General features: G+C 43.3%; 23 protein-coding genes and 1 riboswitch. Of the genes, 2 read left to right on the top strand and 21 right to left on the bottom strand.

Features of this window, described 5'->3' with window-relative positions; translation table 11 throughout:
- Positions 1-30: 30 nt before the first annotated feature.
- The 18 genes from bluB to CW745_RS09690 all read right to left on the bottom strand — a co-directional run bounded on the left by bluB (position 31) and on the right by CW745_RS09690 (position 19,743).
- Positions 31-681 (bottom strand): 5,6-dimethylbenzimidazole synthase, encoded by a 651-nt coding sequence (gene bluB, locus CW745_RS09775; protein WP_202973185.1) that lies wholly within the window; start codon positions 679-681, stop codon positions 31-33.
- Positions 682-4,491 (bottom strand): cobaltochelatase subunit CobN, encoded by a 3,810-nt coding sequence (cobN, locus tag CW745_RS09770; protein WP_101108462.1) that lies wholly within the window; start codon positions 4,489-4,491, stop codon positions 682-684.
- A gap of 6 nt (positions 4,492-4,497) precedes the next feature.
- Positions 4,498-5,625, bottom strand: a complete 1,128-nt coding sequence (gene cobW, locus CW745_RS09765; protein ID WP_101108461.1) for a cobalamin biosynthesis protein CobW — start codon at positions 5,623-5,625, stop codon at positions 4,498-4,500.
- Positions 5,612-6,415, bottom strand: a complete 804-nt coding sequence (cobM, locus tag CW745_RS09760) for a precorrin-4 C(11)-methyltransferase (protein WP_101108460.1) — start codon at positions 6,413-6,415, stop codon at positions 5,612-5,614. Before cobM ends, cobW begins: the two co-directional genes overlap by 14 nt.
- Before the next feature lie 191 nt (positions 6,416-6,606).
- On the bottom strand, positions 6,607-7,392 hold the full coding sequence (cobJ, locus tag CW745_RS09755) for a precorrin-3B C(17)-methyltransferase (RefSeq protein ID WP_101108459.1): 786 nt from the start codon (positions 7,390-7,392) through the stop codon (positions 6,607-6,609).
- A 126-nt stretch (positions 7,393-7,518) separates the two neighbouring features.
- Positions 7,519-8,274 (bottom strand): cobalamin biosynthesis protein, encoded by a 756-nt coding sequence (locus tag CW745_RS09750; RefSeq protein ID WP_101108458.1) that lies wholly within the window; start codon positions 8,272-8,274, stop codon positions 7,519-7,521.
- Positions 8,271-8,999: a precorrin-2 C(20)-methyltransferase gene (cobI, locus tag CW745_RS09745; RefSeq protein ID WP_101108457.1), complete on the bottom strand. Its 729-nt coding sequence runs from the start codon at positions 8,997-8,999 to the stop codon at positions 8,271-8,273. Before cobI ends, CW745_RS09750 begins: the two co-directional genes overlap by 4 nt.
- Positions 8,996-10,270, bottom strand: coding sequence for a precorrin-6y C5,15-methyltransferase (decarboxylating) subunit CbiE (gene cbiE, locus CW745_RS09740; protein WP_101108456.1), 1,275 nt, complete (start codon positions 10,268-10,270; stop codon positions 8,996-8,998). The genes cobI and cbiE overlap by 4 nt, the downstream gene beginning before the upstream one ends.
- A complete protein-coding gene (locus tag CW745_RS09735) occupies positions 10,270-10,911 on the bottom strand; it encodes a precorrin-8X methylmutase (RefSeq protein WP_238596770.1) in 642 nt (213 codons plus the stop codon). Before CW745_RS09735 ends, cbiE begins: the two co-directional genes overlap by 1 nt.
- On the bottom strand, positions 10,901-11,653 hold the full coding sequence (locus CW745_RS09730; RefSeq protein WP_101108455.1) for a precorrin-6A/cobalt-precorrin-6A reductase: 753 nt from the start codon (positions 11,651-11,653) through the stop codon (positions 10,901-10,903). Before CW745_RS09730 ends, CW745_RS09735 begins: the two co-directional genes overlap by 11 nt.
- The gene (locus CW745_RS09725; RefSeq protein WP_101108454.1) at positions 11,650-12,792 is read right to left on the bottom strand and encodes a cobalt-precorrin-5B (C(1))-methyltransferase; all 1,143 of its coding nucleotides are present in this window, start codon (positions 12,790-12,792) and stop codon (positions 11,650-11,652) included. The genes CW745_RS09730 and CW745_RS09725 overlap by 4 nt, the downstream gene beginning before the upstream one ends.
- A 5-nt stretch (positions 12,793-12,797) precedes the next feature.
- The gene (locus tag CW745_RS09720; protein WP_101108453.1) at positions 12,798-14,231 is read right to left on the bottom strand and encodes a cobyrinate a,c-diamide synthase; all 1,434 of its coding nucleotides are present in this window, start codon (positions 14,229-14,231) and stop codon (positions 12,798-12,800) included.
- A gap of 2 nt (positions 14,232-14,233) precedes the next feature.
- Positions 14,234-16,024: an AAA family ATPase gene (locus CW745_RS09715; RefSeq protein ID WP_101108452.1), complete on the bottom strand. Its 1,791-nt coding sequence runs from the start codon at positions 16,022-16,024 to the stop codon at positions 14,234-14,236.
- Positions 16,024-16,722 carry an ABC transporter ATP-binding protein gene (locus tag CW745_RS09710; protein ID WP_101108451.1) on the bottom strand — a complete coding sequence of 233 codons (699 nt, stop codon included), beginning with the start codon at positions 16,720-16,722 and terminating at the stop codon, positions 16,024-16,026. The genes CW745_RS09715 and CW745_RS09710 overlap by 1 nt, the downstream gene beginning before the upstream one ends.
- Positions 16,722-17,501, bottom strand: coding sequence for a cobalt ECF transporter T component CbiQ (cbiQ, locus tag CW745_RS09705; protein WP_101108450.1), 780 nt, complete (start codon positions 17,499-17,501; stop codon positions 16,722-16,724). The genes CW745_RS09710 and cbiQ overlap by 1 nt, the downstream gene beginning before the upstream one ends.
- Complete coding sequence (locus tag CW745_RS09700) at positions 17,486-18,070, bottom strand: DUF4140 domain-containing protein (protein ID WP_101108449.1); 585 nt, start codon at positions 18,068-18,070, stop codon at positions 17,486-17,488. Before CW745_RS09700 ends, cbiQ begins: the two co-directional genes overlap by 16 nt.
- Complete coding sequence (gene cbiM / locus CW745_RS09695) at positions 18,067-18,678, bottom strand: cobalt transporter CbiM (RefSeq protein ID WP_101108448.1); 612 nt, start codon at positions 18,676-18,678, stop codon at positions 18,067-18,069. The genes CW745_RS09700 and cbiM overlap by 4 nt, the downstream gene beginning before the upstream one ends.
- Positions 18,679-18,915: 237 nt before the next feature.
- The gene (locus CW745_RS09690; RefSeq protein ID WP_202973184.1) at positions 18,916-19,743 is read right to left on the bottom strand and encodes a DUF4198 domain-containing protein; all 828 of its coding nucleotides are present in this window, start codon (positions 19,741-19,743) and stop codon (positions 18,916-18,918) included.
- Positions 19,744-19,891: 148 nt separating this feature from the next.
- Positions 19,892-20,029: riboswitch (cobalamin riboswitch) on the bottom strand.
- A gap of 195 nt (positions 20,030-20,224) precedes the next feature.
- On the opposite strand from CW745_RS09690, the gene CW745_RS09685 reads away from it, so the two are divergent.
- Complete coding sequence (locus tag CW745_RS09685) at positions 20,225-21,628, top strand: diguanylate cyclase (RefSeq protein ID WP_238596769.1); 1,404 nt, start codon at positions 20,225-20,227, stop codon at positions 21,626-21,628.
- A gap of 81 nt (positions 21,629-21,709) precedes the next feature.
- Here the strand turns inward: CW745_RS09685 and CW745_RS09680 are convergent, their stop codons facing one another.
- Positions 21,710-22,447 (bottom strand): NAD(P)-binding oxidoreductase, encoded by a 738-nt coding sequence (locus CW745_RS09680; protein ID WP_101108446.1) that lies wholly within the window; start codon positions 22,445-22,447, stop codon positions 21,710-21,712.
- A gap of 95 nt (positions 22,448-22,542) precedes the next feature.
- Here CW745_RS09680 and CW745_RS09675 point away from each other — a divergent pair, with 95 nt between their 5' ends.
- Positions 22,543-23,445: a LysR family transcriptional regulator gene (locus tag CW745_RS09675; protein ID WP_101108445.1), complete on the top strand. Its 903-nt coding sequence runs from the start codon at positions 22,543-22,545 to the stop codon at positions 23,443-23,445.
- Positions 23,446-23,491: 46 nt separating this feature from the next.
- On the opposite strand, the gene CW745_RS09670 is transcribed toward CW745_RS09675, so the two are convergent.
- Positions 23,492-23,845: a VOC family protein gene (locus CW745_RS09670; protein WP_101108444.1), complete on the bottom strand. Its 354-nt coding sequence runs from the start codon at positions 23,843-23,845 to the stop codon at positions 23,492-23,494.
- 21 nt (positions 23,846-23,866) lie between these two features.
- Positions 23,867-25,972: a PKD domain-containing protein gene (locus CW745_RS09665; RefSeq protein ID WP_101108443.1), complete on the bottom strand. Its 2,106-nt coding sequence runs from the start codon at positions 25,970-25,972 to the stop codon at positions 23,867-23,869.
- Positions 25,973-26,159 lie beyond the last annotated feature (187 nt).

The following is a 26,159-nucleotide window of genomic DNA, read 5'->3' as shown; positions in this document are numbered from 1 at the left end:
GTTAACTCTCTCTATCGTATTTAAATGTAATTATTTAATTGGCCAATGGTTCTCATACAAAAATTCTTCTATCTCAATCGGCTGTATCCAATTTTCTTCCACTAGCATCGGTTTTTCATAAAACTTTTCAACGTGACCAGTGCATAAAATTGCAACTGGTCGACTGCCTGCAGGCATAGTTAATAATTGCGCTAATTCAATGGGGTCAAACAATGAAACCCAGCCCAAACCAATACCTTCGGCGCGAGCCGCTAACCACATGTTCTGAATGGCACAGGAAACGGAGGCAAGATCCATATCTGGCATCGTTCTACGCCCAAAAATATGCTTTTCTCTGTCCGCGGGTAGCGCTACCACAAGCAGTTCTGCGCACTCTAAAATTCCCTCAACTTTTAATTTCAGAAACTCATTTTTACGCTCTTCGAGCTGCGCAGCGGTAATATTTCTCTCACTTTCCACTAAGCTTTTAATGCTCACTTTTAATTGCTGGTCGGTAATGCGAATAAAACGCCATGGCTGCATTAAACCAACACTTGGCGCTTGATGCGCAACGCTCAATAGCCGCTTTAATAGCCCCTCCTCTAAAGGTGCCTCAATGAAATGACGCATATCGCGTCGCTCCGCAATCGCTCGATAAAGCGCCTGTTTCTCTGCTTGTGTATAACTGTGTTTACTGATCATCTATTTACTCTCTTGCATCTCATCGCACGCTAATAACAAATCTTGTAGTTGTTGCTGGTATTGCTCTGGCGCTTGCCATAAGCCACGTTGCATCGCTTCCATTAACCTTTCCGCCATCTCTTCCATTATTTGTGGATTATTGTCACGCAGAAATTGTTGATTGGTTTCATCCAGCAATAAAGTATCGGTCACTTGCTGATACTGATAATCAGCAATGAGATCGGTGGTGGCATCATAGGCAAATAGGTAATCGACCGTCGCTCCCATCTCAAACGCGCCTTTATAACCATGCTCGCGCATCGCTTCTATCCACTTAGGATTTAAAACACGCGAACGCAATACGCGATTCAACTCCTCCTTTAAGGTGCGAATAACCGGCTTGCTAGGGTTACTATGATCACTGTGATAAATACTCGGTGCACTTCCCGAATAAACCTGTACTGCGTTGCTCATGCCACCTTGGAACTGGTAATAATCGTCGGAATCTAAAAGATCATGTTCGCGGTTATCTTGATTTTGCACCACCACATCCAAGTGACTTAATTGATGTAAAAAAGCATTTTTAGCTTGCACGCCATCTTTACCACTGTTGCCATAGGCGTAACCGCCCCAATTAAGATACGCTTCGGCTAAATCGCTTTTTTTCTCCCAGCAACGCTCATCAATTAGCCCTTGTAAACCCGCTCCGTAAGCGCCTGGTTTAGAGCCAAAAACACGATAACTCGCTTGACGTTTAGCCTCGCTAATCGCCACACCATCGGCAATCAATTGTGCTTCACGCTGACTAATATGTTGTTTAATTATGTTGCCATTGCCCGGTTCATCGAGCTCACTAATGGCAACCACTGCGGCATCAAATAACGCCATAACATTGGCAAATGCATCACGGAAAAAACCCGACACTCGTAGGGTGACATCAACACGAGGTCGGCCTAATAATTGGCAGGGGATAATTTCAAAATCGATAACGCGATGGCTCCCCTGCGCCCAGATAGGTTTAATACCCATCAGTGCAAATGCCTGTGCAATATCGTCTCCCCCGGTGCGCATTGTGGCCGTTCCCCACACCGATAAACCTAACTGTTTCGGGTAATCACCATGCTCTTGTAAATGACGGTGAAGCAAAGCTTGCGCTGATTGTTGCCCTAAAACCCAAGCCGCTTTTGAAGGGATGGCACGATTGTCCACAGAATAAAAATTTCGCCCAGTGGGTAAGGTGTCTAAGCGACCTCGGGTAGGTGCGCCACTCGGGCCTGCATCGATAAACTTAGCAGCTAAGCCATCGATGATGGCACTCATCTCATTTTCCACGCTTTGCTGTAATGCTTTTTTAATCGTACTTTGGGCATAGAAAAACAGTTGCTGCGTGGCAGGGTAAGCATTTAACGCCTGTAAATCTTGCGTTTCAATTAAGTAGCGTTGCACCCAATCTAATGCAACTAGCTCTAAACGTTCACGGGTATCTGCATGGCTACGCCATAACGCATCGCTTATTTGCGCGAGTAATATCGGTTTTTCTCCTGACCATATTTCACGACTTGACGTTAGTGGGTCAAAGGCCGTGTTAGCATCACAGCGCAGTGCAAAATCGTCCACTAAACAGTGCAATATGCCTTGGTTAATGGCCCCTTCTCCGCGGGGTAAACGTAACAATGCCACCAAGGTATTAGCTACTTTATGCGCCTCTGGCAGTTGCCCTAATATGTGCAAACCATGACGAATTTGCGCTTCTTTAATATCACACAAATAAGTATCTAATTGCTCTAGCACTTGGCCATCATCTTCACGGGCCGTATCGTTTAGTTCATCTAAAATATGGGTATCTTGAACCTTGCTTAATATCTGCTCACGAAGCCACTGTTCACGGCGAATATCTAATCCCTGTGCTTGATAATACTCATCCACTAACCCTTCTAATTCAGCCAACTCACCATAGGTTTCTGCGCGGGTCATGGGCGGCATTAAATGATCAATAATGACCGCTTGAGTGCGCCGTTTTGCCTGCGCCCCTTCACCTGGATCATTAACAATAAAAGGATAAAAATGGGGCATCGGCCCCAGCACGGCATCTGGCCAACACTCATTGGATAACGCTAAGCCTTTGCCGGGTAACCACTCTAAATTTCCGTGTTTCCCAACATGAATCACTGCGTTGACTTGGTATTGAAAACGCAGCCAAAAATAAAAGGCTAAGTAGTTATGCGGTGGTACTAAATCTGGATCGTGATAGTTGGCTAATAAATCGATATTAAAACCACGTGCAGGCTGAATGCCCACAAAGGTTTCTCCCAAACGAATGCCAGCGATCATCAAACGCCCATCTCGGCATTTTATATCCTCTTCGGGCCTTCCCCAGCGATCGTTTATCGCTTGTTGGCTAACACTGGGCAGTGTCGCAAAGGCTTTTTTATAATCACTTAAAGACAAACTTTGCCAACAAGCAAGATGGTGTAAGGTATTTGGATTGTTGGTGACTGATTGCAGCAACTGCTCAATCAGTTGATTGCCATTGTCCGGCACATTGCCCACCGGATAATCAGCGGCTTTTAAAGCCTTTAAAATATTAATGGTCGAATTAGGCGTATCTAGTCCGACACCGTTACCAATGCGTCCATCTTTGGTCGGATAATTGGCTAAGATCAGCGCGATACGTTTATTTTTATTCTCCGTTTTAGCCAGCTGCACATACTTTTTAGCCAACTCAATCACAAACAGAGCACGCTCAGGATGCAACTGATATTGCACCAATGAAATCTCTGTTTTGGCATCATAATAGGTTTCACTTTTGAAACTAATCGCGCGTGTTAATACTTTACCATCCATCTCAGGTAACACGACCTGCATGGCAATATCACGACTGCGTAAGCCCTGTTTATAGTCAGTCCAGTCTTGCAATGTGCTACTCGACAACACCAGTTGAAGAATCGGCACATCTCTATTAAACAGGCGTTTAAAGCTGTTGGGTTGCGAGCTTAAAGTGGGTGTACTGACCGAGTTTGATGCAAAGCCGGTGCTATTTAAGATTAATGAGCAGTGATGCTCACAGAGCAACTGGTTAACGATATCCAGCGCCTGTTTATCTTTTAGGGAGCTAATCACTATAGGTAATGGATTTAACCCCTGCTTGCTCATCAAGGCGATCAGTTGCTCAAACATCTGACAGTTTGCCGACTGTAAATGGCTACGGTAAAACAGCAAAGCGACAACAGGTTGGCCTTCAACCCAAGATTCTGTCGACGCTTTATAAAGCTGTGCGACCGGTAAAAATTGCGCGTCTTTAATCGCATTCACAGGTTTATGTGCAAAGTAGTGTTGATTTAAAAAGATAAATAACTGCTGACTATTTTCGATTCCCCCCGCGCGAAAATATCGCCATACCTGCTGCTGTTGCGATGCACTGCAATTTGAAAGTGCAACTAATTGCGGATCGATATGGTCATCACCGGGCACTAAAATAAGCGTCCGCTCGGGTAGCTCTTCAGCCCAATGTAACAACCTTTCAACGCCATATTCCCAGTAAGCCTTGCCACCTAATAACGACACAACCACTAAGGTAGTGTGTTGCAACACTTTGTGCTCATATAAATCAAAGGCAGCCGGTTTTAATAAATGCGTCCAATTGACCAAGCGCACATCAACCAGTGGAGATTGCTCAATACATGCATCACTCGCTTGTTGGTAACCTGCAGAAAGCGCCGTTAACTGACTATCAGCAGCACTAAACACCACCATCGGAGCAGGTGATTGTGCTAAATCGACAATCCCCTCTTGCTCTGTAAATCCACCCGGTTGTGCTGCTAATAAATGCATGCTGTTTTACACCTCTGCAGTTTTGAGTAGTGAGGTGATTGACGCTTCATCTAATCCCTTACCAATCAATACCAGCTCGGTTTTAGCGGTTTCTTGTACGCTCCATAAACGGTCGAAATGAGTGTCTAAACGTTTGCCCACCGCCTGTAATACTTGGCGCATCGGTTTATCTTCAACGGCAGCAAAGCCTTTAATGCGGAACAAGTTATATTCATTGAGTAGGGTTTCAACACAAGCCGTTAACTTTTGTGCATTGACCGTGCCTAAGGAAATGACCATCGAGTCGAAGTGATCATGGGCGTGATCATGATGTGCACCATGTGCATGGTGGTGATCGTGATGATTATGCACCGCATCAATGCTCTTTTCTGATTCAGCATTGATGCCAATTAATACTTCAAGGGGCACATTACCATTATTCACATAAGCTGTTTTTACGCTATTAGGTAAGCGCGTTTTAAGCACCTCTTGGACGCTTAATTGTTGCCCTTCATTTAATAGGTCACTTTTACTGACCACCACTAAATCTGCTGAATTAAGTTGATCATCCAATAACTCTTGTAGGCTTGGGTCGTGATCTAAACTGTCATCTAATGCGCGTTGCGCTTGGACTTTTTCTTCGTCATTTGCAAAACGCCCGGCGGCAATAGCAGGCCCATCAACCACGGTGATCACCGCATCTACGGTGCAGTGCTCTTTAATACCTGGCCAGTTAAAGGCTTGTACTAATGGCTTTGGTAACGCAAGCCCCGATGTTTCAATTAAAATGTGATCAATTTGATCGCGACGTTCAACCAACTTTTCCATCACCGGTAAAAATTCCTCTTCGACGGTGCAGCAAATGCAGCCATTCGCCAATTCGTAAATACCATCGCTACTGCCATCACCAGCACCCACTAATTGCGCTGCATCGTCTTCACATTCGCCCGCTTCAAAGGGACAAGTACGCAGTAGTTCAGAGTCGATATCTAGTTCGCCAAACTCATTCATGATCACCGCAATACGTTTGCCCTTTGCCTTTTTAAGCAGATTCGCTAATAACGTAGTTTTACCGCTTCCTAGGAACCCCGTCACCACGGTTGTGGGGACTTTATTTAACGCAGGGGTAGTTGATAAGATGTTATTTGATGACATTTTGAGCCTCTAATTGTTCAATGGATAGTGCGCCTTTACGGCGACGGAAAATGTTGGGTTTATCTTTATGGTAAAGATAAGAATCTTGAAAATTATCAGTATCTAATACATGACCGACTAAAATAAGTGCGGTTAATTTAAAGCCCTTTGCTTCTACTTTGTCGCTAATATCTGCCAGCGTGCCAGTGACTTTATCTTGATCTGGCCATGAGCTTCGATAACACACAGCAACCGGACAATCTTCGCCATAATGAGGGATAAGTTCCGCCACTATTTTACGAATTTTGGTGATGCCAAGATGAATCGCCAAAGTCGCGCCACTTTGTGCGAGTTGCGGCAAACGCTCACGCTCTGGGAAAGGGGTTTTGCCCTCATAACGAGTCATGATCACCGTTTGTGAGACACCAGAAAGGGTTAACTCTTTGCCTAAATAGGCAGCCGATGCAGCCATGGCGCTCACGCCCGGTACTACTTGATAATCAATGCCATGTTTTTCAAGACGACGAATTTGCTCTGCAATGGCGCCATACAAGGCAGGGTCGCCACATTGAAGACGCGCAACATCCTTACCGGCACTGGCAGCCTCAACAAAATAAGCCTCCATCTCATCAAGGTTAATTTTGGCGGTATCAACAATCAGCTCTGCGGTGTCCTCTACTGTTTGTAATATTTCACGCGGAATCAATGATCCGGCATACAACACCACCGGGCACTGCTTTAATAAACGCGCCCCTTTAAGGGTCATCAATTCAGGATCACCCGGACCTGCACCGATAAAATAAACAGTCATTTCTCTTCCTTTTTAAATAATGCTAAAAACTAAAAGCCAGAAGGTTAAAAGCTAAAAGGCTAGAAGCTTGAAGGCTATAATTCCTTCCAGCCTTCAAGCGTTCCTTGCCTTCTAGCATTCCTTGCCTTCAAGCGTTCCTGCCTTCGAGCATTCCTTGCCTTCAAGCGTTCCTTGCCTTCTAGCTATTTCCCTTAAAGCTTCTTTTTATAGCCGCGAGGGGTATATACCCATTCTCGCGTGCCGTTGATAATATGTTTCGATTCACTATTGCCAACACTCACTAACGTAAACATATCGACATCTTTTGCATCGAGTTCATCAAGGCGAATAATACGAATTGATTCATCTGCGCGCGTTAATTGACGACCTAATAAAACCGGTGTTGAAGCGGGGCGATATTTCAGTAACACATCACGCGCATGGTTAAGCTGCCAATCTCGCTTTTTAGATACAGGGTTATAAAACGAGATAACAAAGTCGCCTTCACCCGCACTGTGAATACGTTTATTAATGGTTTCCCATGGTGTGAGTAAATCGGACAAACTGACCGTACAAAAATCATGACCTAGCATTGCACCGATACGACTCGCTCCTGCCTGCATCGCTGAAATGCCGGCAATCACATCGATCTCCACATCCAACCATTCAGGATGATTTTCAAGCCCCTGCAACTGTCTATCGAGTAATTCAAAAACTAATGTCGCCATGGCATAAATACCAATATCACCACTAGAAATTAATGCCGTGGTTTTACCGCTAGCCGCTAAATCTAGCGCTAACCGTGCGCGCCCAATCTCTTCACCTAGGGGTAAATCGTGATGTATTTTGTTATCACATGCGCTACCCAGCAGGTCTAAATACAGGCCATAAGCGACAAGGTCGGTGCTTTGGTGAATCGCTTTCAGTGCCTTGGGTGCCACTAAATCAGCATCGCCAGGTCCCATCCCCACGACAAAAAGTTGTTTTTTATTACTCATAATTTTCCCATATTTAATAATACGTTAAGGCTCGAAGACAAAGATGCCTGAAGGCGTTAAGGCTTGAAGCGTTCTAGCTTTCTAGCATTCCAGCTTCTAGCCTTCAGCTTCTAGCGTTCAGGCTTTCTAGCTGTATGATCTGGCTATCGCGCATGTCGCCTGTTTATTCTTGTTTTTGTTTAAGACCAATTCACTGCAATTCCCGGTCGCTACTTGTGCTTGATACAGCGCGGCAGATTCCGCTACGCCATAAACGCCGACGGTGTTAAAAATGTAATCGGATTTAGTTGATAGACGATCTTCAACTTGTGCGAGTTGTGTTGTATCAAAGGTCAAATAAGGCTTTTCTAAGTTACTCGCTAAAGAAATAAGCCCCAATTCATCACCTTTAATATCGATACTACAAATGGCGCTAATATCGGCAATGTTTAAGCCTGCTTTTAATAAACATTCATCTAATAACCCCTGTAATACAGACTCAGGGCAATGTCGCTCGCACCCCATGCCAACGACGTAAACAGGTTTTAAATAGTTATTTGCAGTGGTAATAACCAACTGGCTTTTAAGTAACTCAGCGACTTGGCGAGCAAACTCATTCGCCCCCCCTTCGTGACCAGATAACAGTGGAATCACAAACTTACCTAACTCATCAAGTACTAACACAGCTGGGTCGCTGTGTTTGTCTTTGATAACAGGTGCCAAGGTGCGCATCACAATGCCCGTGGCACAAATAAAGATCAGTTGTTCACCCTGTTCAAAATAGCCTTGCACTGTTTCTTTAAAAGGCTGTGCTTTAAAACTAATCTCGCTGTTTATTAAGACTTTGTTTAATCGTTTGCCAAGTTGTAAACCCGGCTCTGTTAAGCAGATGATGCGTATCATCGTATTAACTCCCCTGTTGTTTTCTCAGGTCGGGTTATTACAAATAATGAGAAATATGGGCCCACTTTGTTTTCTAGCTGCGTTAGGTCAGTGATCACTTTTTGATTATCACGACTGATATATTCCAAATAATGGCCATCATCAAAACGGTTTGTTTCTTTAAGTAATGCCAGTAAACGAGGACGTTCAATGCCAGCCTTCATAATCACGATGGCATCATGCTCTAGTAAAGCGGTTTTAATTTTCTCATCACTGTGGCGCCCTGTAATCACCGCAAAGGACTGCTTTAATACCGTTAACGGTAATTGTAGTGTGGCGGTTGCTGCGACAAAGGCAGGAATCCCTGGAATCACTTGTGAGTCATATTGGTTTTCTAGGCGCTCTAATAAATAGGTAAAAGAGCCAAAAAACAATGGATCACCTTCGCATAAAAACACCACGGTTTTACCAAGGCAAAGCTCTGCTTGAATTTGTGTAATGGCTTTGTCGTAAGCACGATTCGCGGCAATGCGCTCACGCGACATCGCAAAGCGCACCCCTAGATGTTGCTGCGTTTTAATGGGATTTTTTAATGCTTCAACTGCAATATTTAAGGCCTGTGACTCACCCGCTTCATTTTCTAAATAGCAGATAACATCAGCTGCTTGGATAGCGCGAAAGGCTTTAAGAGTTAATAACTCCGGGTCGCCCGGCCCAACGCCCACGCCAATAAACAACGCACTCATGAAACACTCCTTTTAATAAAACTAAATAGATTGACGGGTAACGCAGGACGATAAATTAACTGCCCCGCTAAGGTTGCACCTTTGTTTATCGCGATCTGTAGGGTTTCAGAACAACAATCATCTTGTTCGGCGCGTTGCCTATAAAAATCAAAACATTGAAACTTGGTTTGTTCCATTACCGCAGAAACAACGATTTGACCGCCCTCGGGCAAGCCTTGCCATAGAGAGTCCAGCAACGTCGGTAACTCACCATCGCTGCCACCGATAAAGATTTTATTCGCGTGAGGTAATTCAGATAATTCAGATAAAACAGCGGGAGCACGACCAAAAGTCGGGATTAGATTACTCACCACACCAAATTTTTGTTGGTTTTGTTGTAAGCAATCAAAACGCTTTTCGTTATGTTCAATGGCATAAATGCGTGCCAACGGCTGCCAATAGGCAAGTTCAACCGCCACACCACCACAACCTGCGCCAATATCCCAGACAAGATCGTTTTTTTGCAATTGTAATAATGACAGTATTGCTAAACGTACCTCGCGCTTAGTGATCATGCCTTTAGCGCCTAATTCACCAGTCTCAAAATGTTCATCTTTAATACCTGGAAATGTCGGTAAATAGCCTTGATTATTTCCACAAACAACAAAAGTCACGTGCAACGTATCGAAGCATTGAGGACTTTCAATTAACTGCAGCACACTAAACGTCGATATTTTTTGCTCTGTATAACCAAGGCGTTCACAGACGATAATCTGCGCATCGTTAAACCCCGTTTCAACACAAACAGCTGCAATGTGTTGCGGTTGGCTGTGTTTATCGGTTAACAACAAGAGTGTTTGCTGCGCTTTTAATGCGACCTTTAATTTAGCTAAAGGGCGACCGTGTAAGCTCACGACATTCATATCTTGCTGCGCGAAACCTAAACAATGACAAGCCTGTGTCAGACTCGAGACTGCAGGGAAAAATTGTACGTTTGCCTCACTAAACTGTTTACTTATCCACGTACCAATGCCGTAATAGAGCGGATCACCAGAGCCTAAAATAAGCACATTTTGCGCGCTTTCAATTAAGACTTTTAATTGTGCTAATTTAGGTAACAGTGCGGTTTTTTGTGAGCCAAGTAATTTACTCAATGTTTGTAATTGGCGCGCTGATCCAATCACTAAATCGGCCTGCGCTAATGCGCATATTGCCTGCTCACTTAATAGCGCATCTTCAGCGACACCTAATCCTAATACCGAAATATGTTGTTTATTATGCGTGTCTAACATCAGTAAATTTCGCCTTTAATACAGCGCAATAAAGCATTACAACTTGCACTTGAAACCGCGCTACCTCCCTCACGACCCAGTAAGGTAATACACTCAATACCGAGTTGCTGGTGACAATCCCAAAGTGCTTGTTTAGATTCAGCAGCGCCAACAAACCCGACCGGCATGCCAATAATCAGTGCGGGTTTAGGCGCTCCTTGAGCAATCATCTCTAATAATCGAAACAGTGCCGTTGGTGCATTACCGATAACCACCACACTGCCAGCTAAATAAGGTAACCAAGCAGTTAAAGCCGCCATTGTGCGCGTTTCCCCCGTCGCTTTAGCACGCTCGGGCACATCCGGATGATTTAAAAAACACAACGGCTCGGTTTGGATCATACGTTTCGTAATACCTTGCTTGACCATCTCGACATCACACAGAATTGGCGCTCCTTGCTGCAAAGCTTGCATACCAGCATGACAAGCCAAATCGCTAAAACGCACCTGCGCTGCAACAGCTGGAATACCAACACTGTGCACGATTCGCATCACCACTTGCTGCTCTTGTAATGATAATTGTTGTAGCTCGGTTAAGGCTCTAATTTGGCGAAAGCTCTCTTGCTCGATCAACATAGGATCGTGGATATAATCAAATTTCACTGGTTGCCCCTTTAAAGCAAAACAGTAGTTTTAAGCAACTGACTGCATCTTCGAATTGGTATAATGTGGGTAAAAGTTGAGGACGTTTGAATTGATAAACGGGAATACCAGCATCGGCAGCGGCTTGGATCTTAGCGTAGGTCGCATCGCCACCACTGTTTTTACTGATAATGGCATCTATCTGATATTGTTTAATCAGTTGTTGTTCATTCGTTAATTGAAAGGGGCCAATCGCTTTAATCCAAGTCACATTATCAGGTAAATTTATCTTTAGTGGCATTGCCGTCCGAATGAATATGTTTTCAACTTTTGTGGCGATTTTATCAATCACTGTTTGGCTTATTTGCCCTGAAGTAATAAACACAGATCTATGGTTCGCCATTTTTTGTATCACTTCATCCCAGTGCGTGACCTCAATCCACTGATCATTTTCTTTCTGCGACCATTGTTTACGATGAAATCGGATTGATGGTAATGAGAAACCCGCACTCACCTCAGCAATGGTATTACTCATTGTTTGTGCAAAAGGGTGTGTTACATCGACAAGGTGGGTAATATTATTGTCGATAACATATTGTGCGAGACCACCAAACTGAGTAAAACCGCCACTGATAACGGGACAAGCTAAATTTGTCTGACGTACGATACCTGCGATGCTGTAGGTAACATTAAAACCTAATTCATGTAGCTCTGTTGCTAGATAGCGCCCATCAGCAGTGCCACCAATCACTAACACTTTCACTGTTTTATTCCTTTTTTAAATGTATGCCCATATGAATTAGCGACAAATAACCCTTTTCTATCCACGGCCCACACTTCTATATCAATCGACTCATGCACAATATTGCGCGCGACGGCCAAGGCGTTTTTGCAAATGACCGTCGCGATATCAAGCCCAACGGCGTTGCTTTTATTTAATACTTCGATACTGGTATTAGCGTTCAGGAGCTCATTTTGTAGCGAAGCTGATGCGCCTAACATGCCTGCAATGTCTGCTAATTGTTGAAAGTCGATACTTGATTGGCGACTGTTTAAATCTAAATGCCCATTCGCGAGCTTGGTCAACTTGCCAAACCCGGCACTGATACTTAACTTTTTGATCTGCTTGCCAGTACGACTATCTATCTTTTCGCGTCGCAGATATTTGAGCATCGCCCCGACAAAATCACCCATCTCAATCAGGCTGATTTCATGCATTTGATAGTGATCTTTAATTGCGCGTTCACTGGCAATGCCCGTTGAAGCCGCAAGGTGAGTAAATTCATTGGCACGTGCAACATCGATACCCTGATGGATAGAGGCAATGTAAGCAGAGCAAGAGTAAGGGCGCACAATGCCGGTCGTACCTAAAATAGATAATCCACCAATAATGCCTAAACGACCATTCATGGTGTGCTTGGCGATCTGCTCACCGTTCTCAATACCAACGGACACTTCAAATCCACCTTGATAATGGTAAGTGTGTGCATAATGTTGCAGATGGTTGCGCATCATTTGACGTGGCACAGGATTAATTGCAGGCTCTCCAATATCTAACACCAGCCCCTCTCGCGTGACCGTGCCAACACCAGTGGCGGCTTTAAAAACAATGCCCGGTTGCACAGTTAAGCGCAGTTCAACAAACAGCGTGGCGCCATGAGTTGCATCTGGATCGTCTCCTGCATCTTTGACTGTCGCGGTTCGAATGCCTCGCTCTATGGCGCTATATTCAAGAATACTAAGGTTGACCTTCTCGCCACGGGGTAAGCTCACCTCAACCGTCGCAGGTTGTTTGTCTGCTAATAACGCACGCGCGGCAGCCACACAGCAAGCAGTCGCGCAGCTTCCTGTGGTTAAACCATTTCGTAATGGTTGTTGGCTTTCGCTCGATTCAGGCCACATAGTCGTTAACCACCCACCACAGACGCACTTTGTGGCGATTGATAGTTTTCCCACTGGCTAAGTTGCTGACGATCAACCGCTTGTAAGTTGCCTAAAAAAAGATCTGCAATCACAGCAGGATTAGAAGGGAAAAACAGGTGTAAATAACTTCCCGTCAGTTTTTTATCTCGATAGATCGCTTCACCGGGAGCGGGGTGACGTTGTCGTTGCCCGTAGCCGATCGCATCACAGGACATAATGGCACGCGAACGATGATGTGCATGACCACGAACATCCCCTTCTGGTAAACGCGCTTTTTGCATCCCCTGACATCCACGCTTACCCGACATCGAACCTTTCCCGTTAAGCAGACCTAACATTTGGTGATGCTGATTTTCTAAATCCACTAACTCGTGTAGGCAATATAAGAAGCCTCCGCACTCAGCCAAAATGGGTTTATCTGCCAGATAAAAACGTCTCAGTTGCTCCTGTAGCGGATAATTTTCAGCCAATTGCTTTGCATATAGCTCGGGGTAACCGCCGGGTAGCCATAATGCGTCCGCCTCTGGGAGTGTGCTATCCGAGAGCGGTGAAAAATAAACTAAGCTTGCCCCCATCTGCTCTAATAAACGGGTATTCGCTTGATAGATGAAACTGAAAGCGTTATCGCGGGCAATCGCAATTTTTTTACCGCCTAACTTATTATCGCCTAACAAGTTAACGTCAATCGCTTGTGTAGCATAAAAATCGACGGGCTTAGGTAAAGCAAGAAGCGGGCTATGCGACTGTGCCCGCTCCACACCATCTATTAACCAATCACATCCATCCGTGAATTTTTGTTCTAACTGCTCGGCAACTTCACTGGCCTGCACGAGCCCTAAATGACGCTCAGGCAGTGCAATATGATCATCTTTTTTCAAACAGGCTAGCAAGGGTAAATGCTCACAAAGCGCCTCACGAATTAATTGTGCATGCCTATCTGTACTGCAATTATTCGCAATAAGACCAGCGCATTTAAACTGCTCTTCTTTGCCTGCTCGGTAATTTGCTAAGCCGATAGCAATGGCCCCTGCCGTTTGCGCCATCCCTTTAACATCCATCACAATCGCCACGGGGATATTAAAACGTGATGCTAAATCGGCACTAGAAGGCTCGCCATCAAATAAGCCCATTGCCCCTTCGACTAAAATAAGATCCGCTTCAAGCGCTGCTTCATAAAGCTTTTGCTGGCAATATTGCTCACCTGCCATCCACATATCCAACTGCTCAACATGGCTATGGGAGGCCTGTGCTAATATTTGCGGGTCAAGATAATCTGGGCCAGTTTTAAAGACCCGCACCCGATAACCTTGCTCAGAAAAGTAACGCGCCATAGCAGCGGTAATAGTGGTTTTTCCTTGCCCTGATGCAGGGGCTGCCAGAAACAGTGCGGGACAACTGGCTTGCTTATTATTACTCATTGTTATGCCTGTAACGCAACATATTGCGCCCCTAGTTGTTGCGCGAGTACCTTGCCACGGCCGCGTTTTATTTGCGCTTTTTCAATGTCCACCAGCAAGGTCGGCACAGACAGTTTTAAATCATCAACGTTAACGCGACTTCTTCCATCCGTTATCAAATAACAACACAGCGAAATAGCCGGAAACTGTTGCTGTAATTTTGTTATCTGTTTGTGTGCTTGGTGCAATGCAAGACGTAACGGCGTGCCCCCCTGCGCGCAGAGATTATCGAGTTTATGTTGTACATTTTTAGGTGCCCGCCCTGCTTTTATAAGTGTTTCTACATGGTCATTACCAAAACCTAATACACTCAATTTGTCACGACGAAGATACGCGTTATCGGTAATTTTCATCACTACCGATTTGGCAATAGAAGAAAGCTGATGGGTTAGTGTAGAAGCGGAGGTATCGAGCAAAATCAGATGCAATTTTTGTTCACCAAGAGCAAGCCTTTTAAACGCTAAACGTTTAGGTGGCCACTCTCCGACACTCTGCCTTAAGGTGCTAAACCAGTCAGGTTTACTGCTCATAAGTGATGATTTTTTATATCCCACACTGTTGGTCAGCGCCCCCTGCTTTGCATGAAAGGCGAGGTATTGCTCAGGTTTTAGAGCTTCTGTTAGCGGGGTATATTGGTATTCAGGCAGCGTTATGTTTTGCGTCGTATCAGTTCGCTGTGCTTCTCCGTTATTATTAGGCATTGCTCCCCATTCACCCGCCTGCGAGGTTTGTGACTGCGCTGATGGTGCCTCATTTTTATCATTAGATGATTGATGGCTAGGTAATTGATGGTCATTTGCCTGTGGCGGACGAGAAAAACCACCGCCCTGCTCAGGGGGTGGTGTTTTATTGCTAGGGCCAGAGGCATCGCCATTTTGTTGCTCGCGGTGCAGCAGTACCAAAGGCGCGACTTGTTGAATATCTTCCAGCGTCACAGCATCTCGCGCACACCATGCAGCATGTGTCAAACTAGCGCGATGCATCATAATATCTGCGCGTAATCCTTCAACATTTGCTTGCTGGCAACGTGTGGCAATTTCAAGCAAACAAGCTTGATCGCAACTGACCTGTGGTAAGCGTTGCTGGGCATCACTGATCTGTTGCTGTAATTGTAATTGCTGAGTTTGATAGCGCTGACAAAAAGCGATTTTATCTTGCTCGTAAGCCTGCCGTGTGGTGATGATGTTGACCCGCTCTTGCACACTGTAACGATTGTCTAATTCAACCATCAATCCAAAACGATCTTTTAACTGCGGTCTTAGTTCCCCTTCATCTGGGTTCATTGTGCCTATCAAAGTAAAACGCGCATCATGACTGTGACTAACACCATCACGCTCAACCCGATTAACACCACTGCTGGCGACATCAAGTAACTGATCCACAAGGTGATCAGGCAACAAATTGACTTCGTCGACATACAATACACCACCGTGAGCTTTTTTTAATAATCCCGGTGAAAACTGTACTGATTTCTGCTGTAAAACCTGTTCTAAATCGAGACTACCAATCAACATCTCTTCGCTAGCACCGAGTGGCAAGGTAATAAATGCAGGGGGCAGTTCCGTTTTTACCGGAAGAAGATCTGCGATTGCTCTTGCTAATGTCGATTTCGCACAACCACGTGGCCCTGATATTAATACGCCACCTAAGGCAGGATTAATCGTTGCTAATAACAACGCCAGCTTAAAGACATTTTGCCCCTGTACCGCTGAGAAAGGGAATGATAGATCACTGCTTGGTTGACTGTTTTTCATTACGCCACCGCTTCAATGAGGTTACGCTGGCAACTAGACTCGCTTAACCGACCTTCATGCAAACACAGTTCACGTGTTGCCAGTTGACGAGAAAAGTCTTTATCGTGAGAGATAATAATCATCGCCTGAGGCAAAGCTTTTAACACATGAAGTAAACGTATTTTTGCTTTTTCATCTAATGCATTGGTTGGCTCATCTAAAATCAATACTTCAGGTTGCATCACTAACACGCTAGCTAAGGTCACTAAACGCTTTTCGCCACCAGAGAGTTGATGAGTAATTCGAGATTCAAAGCCCTTCAAACCTAAGCTATCTAAGGTTTGTAATGATTTTTTAATCGCCTGCTGTTTGCTAAAACCGAGATTAAGGGGGCCAAACATCACATCTTCTAATACCGTCGGACAAAATAGTTGGTCATCAGGATCTTGAAATACCAACCCTGCTTTGACGCGCATTTTATTAAACTGTTTTTCAGTTTTACAATGTTCGCCAAAGGCAATAATCTCGCCTTGCTTGGCTTTTTTAAGACCAACAATTAAATGCAATAACGTCGTTTTACCTGCGCCATTATCACCATTGATAACAACCCGTTCATGGCGATTTAAGACAAAGTGAATGTTATTTAATACTTTGTTTTGTTTAGGATAGGCATAACTTAAATTAGCGATTTCAAGTAACGCTTTGTTTGTATTTTCCATCAGAAATTAAGCCCTATTAACAACACTAAAAAACAGATAAAAAAGGCACTAAACTGTCGATCGATTCGATTAAGTTTAAGCTCATCGTTTAGGTAAAATCGTCCACAAAAACCACGGCACTTCATGGCATTAGCAATACGTTCAGCACGCTCTATTGAGCGAATCAATAACATTCCAAACAGGTAGCCCATGCTTTTCCAAGTATGTCTATTCGTCTGCATCACAAAGGCACGCGCCTGCATTGCGCGGCGCATCTTCTTATATTCATCACTGATAACATCTAAATAACGCACCATAAATAGCAATAGATGCACCAATTTATCGGGTACTTTTAAGTGCGCGAGCGCATGCCCTAATGTCGATGCACTCATGGTCGCAACCAATGAAAAGAGCACTAATAACACGGCATTAGCTTTAAAGGTGATTAGCAATGCATGCGCTAACCCTTGCCAGCTAGCGCTTAAACCAAACACACTAAACATCGCATCACCCGGAGTGGTAAAGGGTAAAACACAGATTAAGGTCAGCATAAACAGATCCATTGCCACCACTCGGCGCAATGCTCGCTTAATATTTAAGCGGCTTATTTTTACTAAGAAAAGGGCAATAAAAAGCCCCAGTAATACCGGCAAAAAATGAGGGCTAGAAACCACCACGAGAGCAAAAAATGCACTGCATAAAATACGCACGCGTGCATCGACAGCATCAATCCAAGAGGCTTCATGTTTCAGTGCTTGCCCAGACCAAGAGGTTAAGCTGTGCTCTAAGCCTTGTGACATGTTTGCTTCGCTTTTAGTTTGCGCTCACGAAGGAAGGCCACTAAGCCAAGTAGGCCAAAAATGTAACCAATAGCACCAATAATATCGCGCAAACCCGCCTTCTCTTTTAATGCTTGAATCTCTTGACGCAAAGGTTTTATCTGTTTGGCGACCGCCTTCTCTATATCGATTTTAGAGATCGAAGGTGTAGCCGACACACTCTTTGTCGGAGCAACTTGGGGGCTTTTTTTAGTCACTAGCGTTGGGCTTAAATTATCAGGTAGTTCACTCGCAGGGAGCTGTAGCGTTAAACCATGCCCTGCTCCCATATTTACCTTAAACACATGTGTAATACGTTTTTGCGCAGTAAACTTAAAGCCTCCTTCGGCATCCGTTAACACCTCCCCTAACGGGGTTCCTTTTTTATCATAAATTTTCACTACTGAACCTTCTGGCGCCATCGAACCATTTGAAAAACCTGCTTCGCCCTCAATCACAGCGCCACTGGCATAAACACCACCAACGACATTGTGGGCAACTAACGTTGAAGGCATAAACAGCATCAACAGTGATGCGAAAAAGATTTTCATTGAGCAACTTCCTTAGTAATAAATTCGGGTTTTACGGTATGAATAAGGTAGACGGCAGCGTAAGAAACAAACCCTTCTAACACCATAATAGGGATATGAGCAGGCAATACGGCTTTAGCTGCCAAGACAAAAGATTCACCGGACAGCGCCAATGAAAATGCCACCATCACCGAGGTTAGGATAATCGCCCCAGCACCGCCGATTGCGCCCCACATAGCAGCTACCTTGGCACTTGAATGACGAATTCCTGGGCCACAAAGGTAATAGATAATCACCGCCGGTAAAGCGATATTGAAGGTGTTCACACCAAGCACTAACAAGCCACCAAATCCAAAGAAGATAACTTGTAAGAGCAGTGCAACAAGTAGCGCCGGAAAAGCGACCCAACCGAGCAAAATACCTAATAACCCATTCATGATCAGATGCACGCTCGAAAAACCAAGCGGTAAATGCATATAAGACGCGATAAAAAAAACCGAAGCTAACACCCCCACCAATGGGAGCTGCTCATAGTCCATTTTCTTCAAGCCAATATAAACACCGGCGATCGCCAATACAGCACCGCTAAGCAGAATGGGGGCAGCTAAAGCACCATCAACAATATGCATAAATATCCCTTTTCAATCATGAAAAAGCCTGTTGCTAATGCGTTGTTGATAGCAATCGAATCATAATATGCTCTAAATTTTTGTGTGGCGAAGACCCCACTCCAGAGCGAAAGTTAATGTAAATGGTTATTACCTTTACTCAACTTTCAACACAGGGGTAGGCTATTTCAACCAGTAAAATCGATCATCTATTTATTCCGTTTGCTATAAGTCCCGCAACAGGCTTATTTTTATGCGTTACGGCAACTTGGTTGCTTGCACCCAAATCACAGCATCTTGCGATAACTCTTTGCCTTTGTAGGTTTTTTGTTCACCTACACCTAAAGCAGCAAATCCCCATTGCCCCGCTTTTAGTAGCGAAAAGTGAAAGGTACCATTAGCATCGGCATAGATAGTTTGGGTAACAAAAACATCTGCAGGTGGTGTCATGGTGGGTGTTTTGGCAAAGGCATTGCTTTGCATATCAGGGGTGTAATTCATAAACTCAACCTCGATTGCAGCAAAGGGCACAGGCTGTCCATTAGACTTAACCACGGCACTAAAAATACCACCTTCATAAATCGCATAGGGTTTAGTTAAAGGCACAATTTCAGCTGTTAAACCAAAGTCTTGGTTCCAATCTGTAGGCAGGTTGCCAACATTTACAATGGTTTTAGTCAGTTGCTGAATATAGATATCTTCTTCTTTTTCAAAATAGGGAGAAGGCTGCACGATAAACACATAGTCGCCTAAGCCACGTAGCGTGACATCAGCTTGATAGGCAAGACCTTTATCAACTGAGCTTGCCCATTCGATATTCGAAATGGTGTTGATTAAGTCTGTTTGTTTGCCTTTTTTGATCACATAGAATGCCTGTGGCTTAGCAACATTCATGACATGACCACTGGCAGCGGGGTGTGTAAAAGGAAGTTTAAAACTTATCTCTCCACCTTTGTCGCGCAATAATTCAGGGGTATAAAGCATCTGAAAATGAGCCTGTGCAGACAATGGTAAAGCACAGCACAATGACAGCGTAAGGGGGCGAAATAGTCTTTTTAAGGTATTAGTTTTTTTTAAAGTGAACACAGATAAAGCTCCGTCTGATTAAATTACAGGCGAAGTTGTGGAGGAGATGGCAATCGTTTTAATGCATTTAAAAATATGAATGCGTTTGTATATCAAAAAAATAACCAACCGGTGAAGCCCTCCGCAACACCACGGTACATGCATCAAGTGCATGTATCATCCAATGGTTTGGTATCCGGGCTTAGTATTTATATTGCTACAAACACTCTACCGTTGCGGGGGCAGCCTTGGTATTTGACCAAGTTCCCAAACACTTATTACTGCTAATAAATGCATCGTTTTTAAACACGATATCCAAAGGAGGCCGAACAATAACGTGATCCTATCTATTCAGTCAAATGGAATTGTAAACTAATCGTAATTCACAGAATAAAAAGAAGCAGCTCCTTTTCGAATAAATTACATTGGTTGGGGCTATTTGACATCTTAGTGGCTTAAGCAATACTAAATGCAAGTCATTACCATTAGTAAAGGAGCTCATGTGAAGTCAGAGCCACTAGAATTAACATCAGAGCTAGATATAAATACGCTCACATTAGTATTTGAGCACTTACCTACAGCCTATATTCTGGCTTCTGTTGACCGCAAAATTGTTACCATGAATCAAGCAGCAGAAACGTTGTTTGCTTATTCGCATAATGAGTTAAATAACAGCAGTACCAAGGTGTTATATGCGGATCCCAGTGATCATGAAAAACAGGGTAGGCAGCGATTTAATCCTTTAGCAGAATATTCAAATGAAACCTACGCAATTGAGTATAAAAGTAAATTTGGACGAATTTTTAAAGGTTATACCACAGGTGGGCCAGTTAAAGATAAAACAGGAAAAATCCTATTTTACGTTGCTTCTATTATGGACGAGTCCGACCGTTTAAAAGCTGAAGACACGCTTGGCAAGCTGCATACAATTACCTCGTCTCGACACTTAGATTTCACCCAGCGCGTTGACGCTATTCTAAAATTAGGTTGTGAACAATTTGCGCTACCTATTGCTATTTTCAGCAAAATAACAGGTGATAAATACACAATTAAGCAAGCCGTTCACCCCGATGATGCCTTAGAGATCGGCATGGAGTTTGAATTAGGGATCACCTATTGTAGTCATGTTTATCTCGCGAATGATGTCCAAGGGTTCAACTGTGTTTCCAAAAGCCATATCTCATCGCATCCCTGTTTTAGTAACTTTGGTCTCGAGGCTTATTTAGGTGCACCAATTTTTGTCGATGGAGAGCGCTATGGCACGCTCAACTTCTCTAGCCCAGAGCCTACCCGCCCTTTTATTAAACAAGATATTGAATTAGTGCGTTTATTTGCAGAATGGGTCGGACACGAAATAGCCAGAAACCATGACTTAAACGCACTAAAGGAAGCACAACAGCAGTTGGAGTTGTTAGCAAATACAGACATGCTCACTGGAATTGCGAACAGACGCAGTATTGATGAAGCGTTACAAAAACAGCTCGCTAACAGCAACCGTTATAACCTTTCTATGTCGGTCGCTATTTTTGATTTCGACCATTTTAAAGTAGTGAATGATACCTATGGCCACCATGTTGGCGATCAAGCTTTAAAATTATTTGGGGATCTTATTAATAAAATGAGCCGTGAAGGTGATTTTTACGGTCGCTGGGGAGGAGAAGAGTTCCTCGCTATTTTCCCATCGACCGATTTAATGGGAGCTAAAACCTTTGTAGAACGTTTACAACAGCGCTTGAAATCGATGCCTATCAAACACCAAGATAACGATATTATTATTACCCTAAGTGTTGGCATCGTCATTCGCAAAGCGAACGACAACAGTGATTCAATAGTTCGTCGTGCAGATGAGCTACTCTATAAAGCTAAAGAAAATGGCCGAGATCGTATTGAACTTGATACGCAATAATCGCCTCACCAAAAGCCGACCAGATGATTTAACGGGAAAAGCGCTGACGTTGTAGCACTGTTTCGCATTGCTTATTAAGCGTTAGTTAAACGTATTATAAAGCACTGGCATTTGCCCTTTCCAATGTCGCCAAAGTACTTTATTGATGACTAACTGACACATAAAGTGGGCGACGTTAATACGACTGGTTTTACCTGCATTAAAAATAGCGCTTCGAGTAGGGCTTGGGTAAATATCATATTCGCTCACTACATCACTGTTAACTAAACTATCAGGCCGTACTACCACCCATTCGATATTATGCAACCGATGTAAGTTATTTTGTAAATAATCAGCAGCCAACTCATTATCAGCATGTGGCGGTAATAATACTCTAATTAAGCACATTGCTAGCGCCTCTAAGCAAGAGACTTTCTCCCCTGCCAATCGATTCCTGTTTCCAGTTGTATTCATTAAAATAAATTTAACCGGTACTTTTTGTCGCGAACAGAGTCGAATGGCAAACACTAAACGTTGCACAGACTGTGTCACTAGACGACGAGGAGAGGCAAACATTCCTCGCAAGGTTAAGTTATGTCCCAAACATGAAATAACCACTTGGCAATTCTTAACCTGTTTGATGAGTTGCTCTTCTGTTAAGTCCAAAATATCTGCCTCAGTGATACTTAAGCGTTCATCTTGTAATACATTGGACGGTAAAATTTCATGTAAAGCAGATAATGACCGCACAATTATTTTTACAGGTTCATTCACTGCTAATAGTTGTTCAACCAGTAAACGCCCCGTTGCACCACTGGCACCTACGACAAGTGTTGTCATCTCTTTCCCTTTAAATAATTTCATGTGGTGCAATTTTATCTATACAATATAAACATTAATACTTCATCATTTACATTATAGGTATACATAATTGTATGAACTGGCATTCCTTAAACTTTGATTGGAACCATATTCGAGCATTTTTAGTGACCGCTGAAGAGGGAACACTTTCCGCAGCCGCTAAAGCATTAAATTCGACACAACCGACCCTCAGCAGACAAGTTGGCGCACTTGAAAGTGCATTAAATATCACTCTTTTTGAGCGTGTCGGACAACGTTTAGTGTTAACTGAAAGTGGCTTATCATTGTTAGCACATGCACGAGAAATGGGCGATGCGGCCTTAGCTTTTTCGTTAGCTGCTTGCGGAAAATCACAACAAATCGAGGGGACGGTGGTCGTCTCTGCTGGCGAGCTAACGGCAGCTTATCTGTTACCGAAAATCATTACTAAGTTACGCCTGATAGAGCCTGGTATTAACATTGAAGTGGTGGTCACCAATGAACCGAGTGATTTAAAGCGCCGTGAAGCTGATATTGCAATTCGTAGTTTTCACCCTAAACAAAATGATTTGATTGCCAAAAAGGTTGGCGATGAAGTTATTTGGCTTTATGGCAGTGCAACGTATATCGCATCACAACCGAAAATAAGTCACTTTTCTGAGTTGCACAACATCCAATTGATTGGCTTTGATCGTAGTAGTGCGGTTACCGATATCCTTAATCAGCAGGGCTGGAACTTATCTAAGCAAAATTTTCCAATTATTACCCCTTTTCAATTGTTACAACTTGAGTTGTGTAAAGAGGGGCAAGGCTTGATTTTTTTCCCGGAACAGATGGGTGATGCAGAGCCCCAACTAACACGCGCATTTGAATATATGGGGCCAGTTATGACGCTACCTGTTTGGTTGGTTTGCCATCAAGAGTTACGAACAAGTCTCAGGGTGAGACGTGTGTTTGATATTCTTTCTGCTGAATTAGAAGCGATATATCAAAAATAAGAGCAATTCAGCCACTCAAGTTCGATGTATTTAGTGGCTGATATCATTATTCAAAAAAGCAGATTTTATTACCATCTAAATCTCGCACATAAGCGGAGAACCTATCTGAACGGATACTGGGTTTTCCTTCATCAGTCCCCCCAATACTTAATGCAAGCTGATGCAAACGTTTCACTTCCGATGCTGAAACATTAAAACCAACCATAGTGCCATTGCCGGCAGTAGCTTGTTTGCCATCAAAGGGTTCAGCGAGCGCAAAGAAAAAATCAGTCCCGGCCCATAGCGTCATTCGGCCTTCATTGTTTAGCTTTGTCATCTCACCTCCTTTAAAAATAAGATCATAAAACTCAACTGCGGCGTTCATATTGTTGGTGCCAAATACAAAATAATTCATTTTCATTTCTAGTTTCCTTTTATTCAATTACCAATTTATTCTTAAATCCAACGCTTCACCAAGAGTCGAAAAGCAAGGCGAAGTAATAGCACTATATTCGCCAGATATGCGCATATATTTAGGTGTTTGATCGTTTGCTAATGAGGATAGATTAAGCAGTTTGCTTAGTTGATAAGGTTGCGATGCTTCAGTGGTTTCATTGATAAGAAGCTCTTCAGGATGATCACCAAAAATTCCATTATCGTTAAGATCCAGCCAAACCTTCCAAGTGATTGCTGTTAAGGTTGAATTAGTATCTCCCTTGATATCAATGAGTAAGCTTTTATCTTCACTAACATCTACCAGCGTATTTGTATAATCGGACTCGTTAGCAAAATAATCCATATCTATACCATTAATCGTCACAGCAGTAATTTGGTTATCTGCAGGCATCGAATTTATGGCACAGTATTGATCGCTGATAGTCAGCGTGCGCTGAAAACTATCTTGAGCATACGCCTGTGGTTGTGATGGGTCTGTCACCGATAAGCTAACCTGATAAGTACCAGCTTGCGTATAGGTATGTTCAGGGTTTTGCTGATCAGACACTTGGCCATCTCCAAAATCCCAATGCCACTGCGTCACTTGGTGACTGGTTTGACTGGTATCTTTAAATTCAACACGAAGCTTAAATTGTTCTGCGCTAAAATGGCTCAACACGCCCTCTTCAAAGAGCTTAATTTTCACCGATTTAAAGGCGTTAACCACCGCCTGTTGCGATAAACCAGCATGGCCAGCCTGTTGCTTAATACATTGCGCAGCTTGTGGCAGTGTTACTGTAGTTGGCCAACAAGATTTAGCTGCATTAATATAAACACCATATGCCTGCTCTAACCCCCACTCTTTTGATAGCAAATAGAATGGGTAAGTTATTAACCCTATGCGTAAATAATAGTTTGATTGTGCATCGTCATAATCTAAATAACTAGCAACCGCATTAACTTCTGTTTGAATCTGGTTTAATTGACGAGTTGGGCCATGGCTTGCTTCACCGTGTATCCAATTATCATTGCTACCGGTAAACTCATATTTTGCCATTACTCCGCTGATATCCGCAAAAGCCTCATGCACAGTTCGCGCATCGGGGCTCAGCTCTGATTGAAAAATATTTAGGGGTGAAATACGACTTAGCACACCATGTGCAATTTCATGGGCAACAATGTCTAACGATACTGTAGAGTAAAACTGATAATAGGCATCTCCAAAGTTAACATAAGCGCCATCCCAAAATGCATTATCATCATATAAATGATTATAATGTACACGTAAACGCACCTTCTCATCCCAAGGTGGTTCACCCAAATATTTTACTGCGGTGTTATAAGCTAACGTGCCGTAAAACATAGCATCATTGACAGCTGAATAGGTCCAAACCCCTACATCATCGCTAATAGAATCATTGTTATACACGGGGTGTTCATCACATAAAAAGGACTCGGCAGGAAATGCTTTATCATCAATTTGATTTGCTGTTAATGCACTGAGGTGATTGTTCATATCTTTGTTGTTATGCATATTAGTGACACTGATTAAGCCGTTATCAAAAATACATAAGCCATCGCTAAGACGCTTGATCGCAATCTTAGGTCGCTGTAAACCATATTCCCATCTGTTTTTCTCATTACCTCCTAAACCCGACAACAGAGCATTACCAGTAAAGTCACGAAATTTTATAAGTTTGCCTTTATTCGCCTGCCCAACACTATTTGTTGGGTATAAAAGTAATGCTGAAATATTTTCAGGTATTGTCGTAGCTGGTATTTGCAAATCATAAATTGATGCCTTATCTGTTTTTAACCACACATCACCGACTTTATTCCCCTCTGAGTCTGCCCAATAGGCCCAAATTGACTCTGCTTGAGAGGCCTCATTGTCGGACAGATCAGTAATTTGAATCACCACTTTGCCAGAGATTTTGTCAGCCATTGCATCTTGATCCAGAAAATAGGCATGAGTAATTTGATTACTTGGTTCCTTTAAGATCAGATCTTTAGCTGAAGAACTATCTGAGCCACCACAAGCGACTAATAAACAACAAATAAAGCCAAGCGAAGCGTTACTAAAATTCTTTAGTGTTAAAGGGAATAATTTCATCTACTTTCCATAACCAAGGAGTTATTCAAACATTTATCAGAGATACATCCTGATAAATTAATCATTTACGTAAGTGCAAACACCTTACTGACAAAGTTGTTACTTAGATACTTTGATTTACGAATGATATTTATGCATAAATGTATCAACTGTGTTTGATAGAGAGCATTGATATAAGGATAATAAA

Origin of the sequence: Psychromonas sp. psych-6C06 (assembly GCF_002835465.1) — a bacterium.
In the GTDB taxonomy this organism is placed as follows: domain Bacteria; phylum Pseudomonadota; class Gammaproteobacteria; order Enterobacterales; family Psychromonadaceae; genus Psychromonas.
Note: the sequence above shows the minus strand (reverse complement) of the source record. Positions and strands in the feature narration are given on the sequence as shown.

Excerpts from the sequence above, each read along its gene's own strand:
- CW745_RS09670 (WP_101108444.1), bottom strand. The coding sequence starts at position 23,845 with ATGAAAATGAATTATTTTGTATTTGGCACCAACAATATGAACGCCGCA.
- CW745_RS09720 (WP_101108453.1), bottom strand. The coding sequence starts at position 14,231 with ATGAGTAATAATAAGCAAGCCAGTTGTCCCGCACTGTTTCTGGCAGCC.
- CW745_RS09725 (WP_101108454.1), bottom strand. The coding sequence starts at position 12,792 with ATGTGGCCTGAATCGAGCGAAAGCCAACAACCATTACGAAATGGTTTA.
- cobI (WP_101108457.1), bottom strand. The coding sequence starts at position 8,999 with ATGAGTGCGTTGTTTATTGGCGTGGGCGTTGGGCCGGGCGACCCGGAG.
- CW745_RS09700 (WP_101108449.1), bottom strand. The coding sequence starts at position 18,070 with ATGAAAATCTTTTTCGCATCACTGTTGATGCTGTTTATGCCTTCAACG.
- CW745_RS09710 (WP_101108451.1), bottom strand. The coding sequence starts at position 16,722 with ATGGAAAATACAAACAAAGCGTTACTTGAAATCGCTAATTTAAGTTAT.
- cobN (WP_101108462.1), bottom strand. The coding sequence starts at position 4,491 with ATGCATTTATTAGCAGCACAACCGGGTGGATTTACAGAGCAAGAGGGG.
- cobJ (WP_101108459.1), bottom strand. The coding sequence starts at position 7,392 with ATGAGTAATAAAAAACAACTTTTTGTCGTGGGGATGGGACCTGGCGAT.
- cbiE (WP_101108456.1), bottom strand. The coding sequence starts at position 10,270 with ATGTTAGACACGCATAATAAACAACATATTTCGGTATTAGGATTAGGT.
- CW745_RS09750 (WP_101108458.1), bottom strand. The coding sequence starts at position 8,274 with ATGATACGCATCATCTGCTTAACAGAGCCGGGTTTACAACTTGGCAAA.
- CW745_RS09675 (WP_101108445.1), top strand. The coding sequence starts at position 22,543 with ATGAACTGGCATTCCTTAAACTTTGATTGGAACCATATTCGAGCATTT.
- cbiQ (WP_101108450.1), bottom strand. The coding sequence starts at position 17,501 with ATGTCACAAGGCTTAGAGCACAGCTTAACCTCTTGGTCTGGGCAAGCA.
- CW745_RS09680 (WP_101108446.1), bottom strand. The coding sequence starts at position 22,447 with ATGACAACACTTGTCGTAGGTGCCAGTGGTGCAACGGGGCGTTTACTG.
- cobW (WP_101108461.1), bottom strand. The coding sequence starts at position 5,625 with ATGTCATCAAATAACATCTTATCAACTACCCCTGCGTTAAATAAAGTC.
- CW745_RS09665 (WP_101108443.1), bottom strand. The coding sequence starts at position 25,972 with ATGAAATTATTCCCTTTAACACTAAAGAATTTTAGTAACGCTTCGCTT.
- cbiM (WP_101108448.1), bottom strand. The coding sequence starts at position 18,678 with ATGCATATTGTTGATGGTGCTTTAGCTGCCCCCATTCTGCTTAGCGGT.
- CW745_RS09715 (WP_101108452.1), bottom strand. The coding sequence starts at position 16,024 with ATGAAAAACAGTCAACCAAGCAGTGATCTATCATTCCCTTTCTCAGCG.
- bluB (WP_202973185.1), bottom strand. The coding sequence starts at position 681 with ATGATCAGTAAACACAGTTATACACAAGCAGAGAAACAGGCGCTTTAT.
- cobM (WP_101108460.1), bottom strand. The coding sequence starts at position 6,415 with ATGACTGTTTATTTTATCGGTGCAGGTCCGGGTGATCCTGAATTGATG.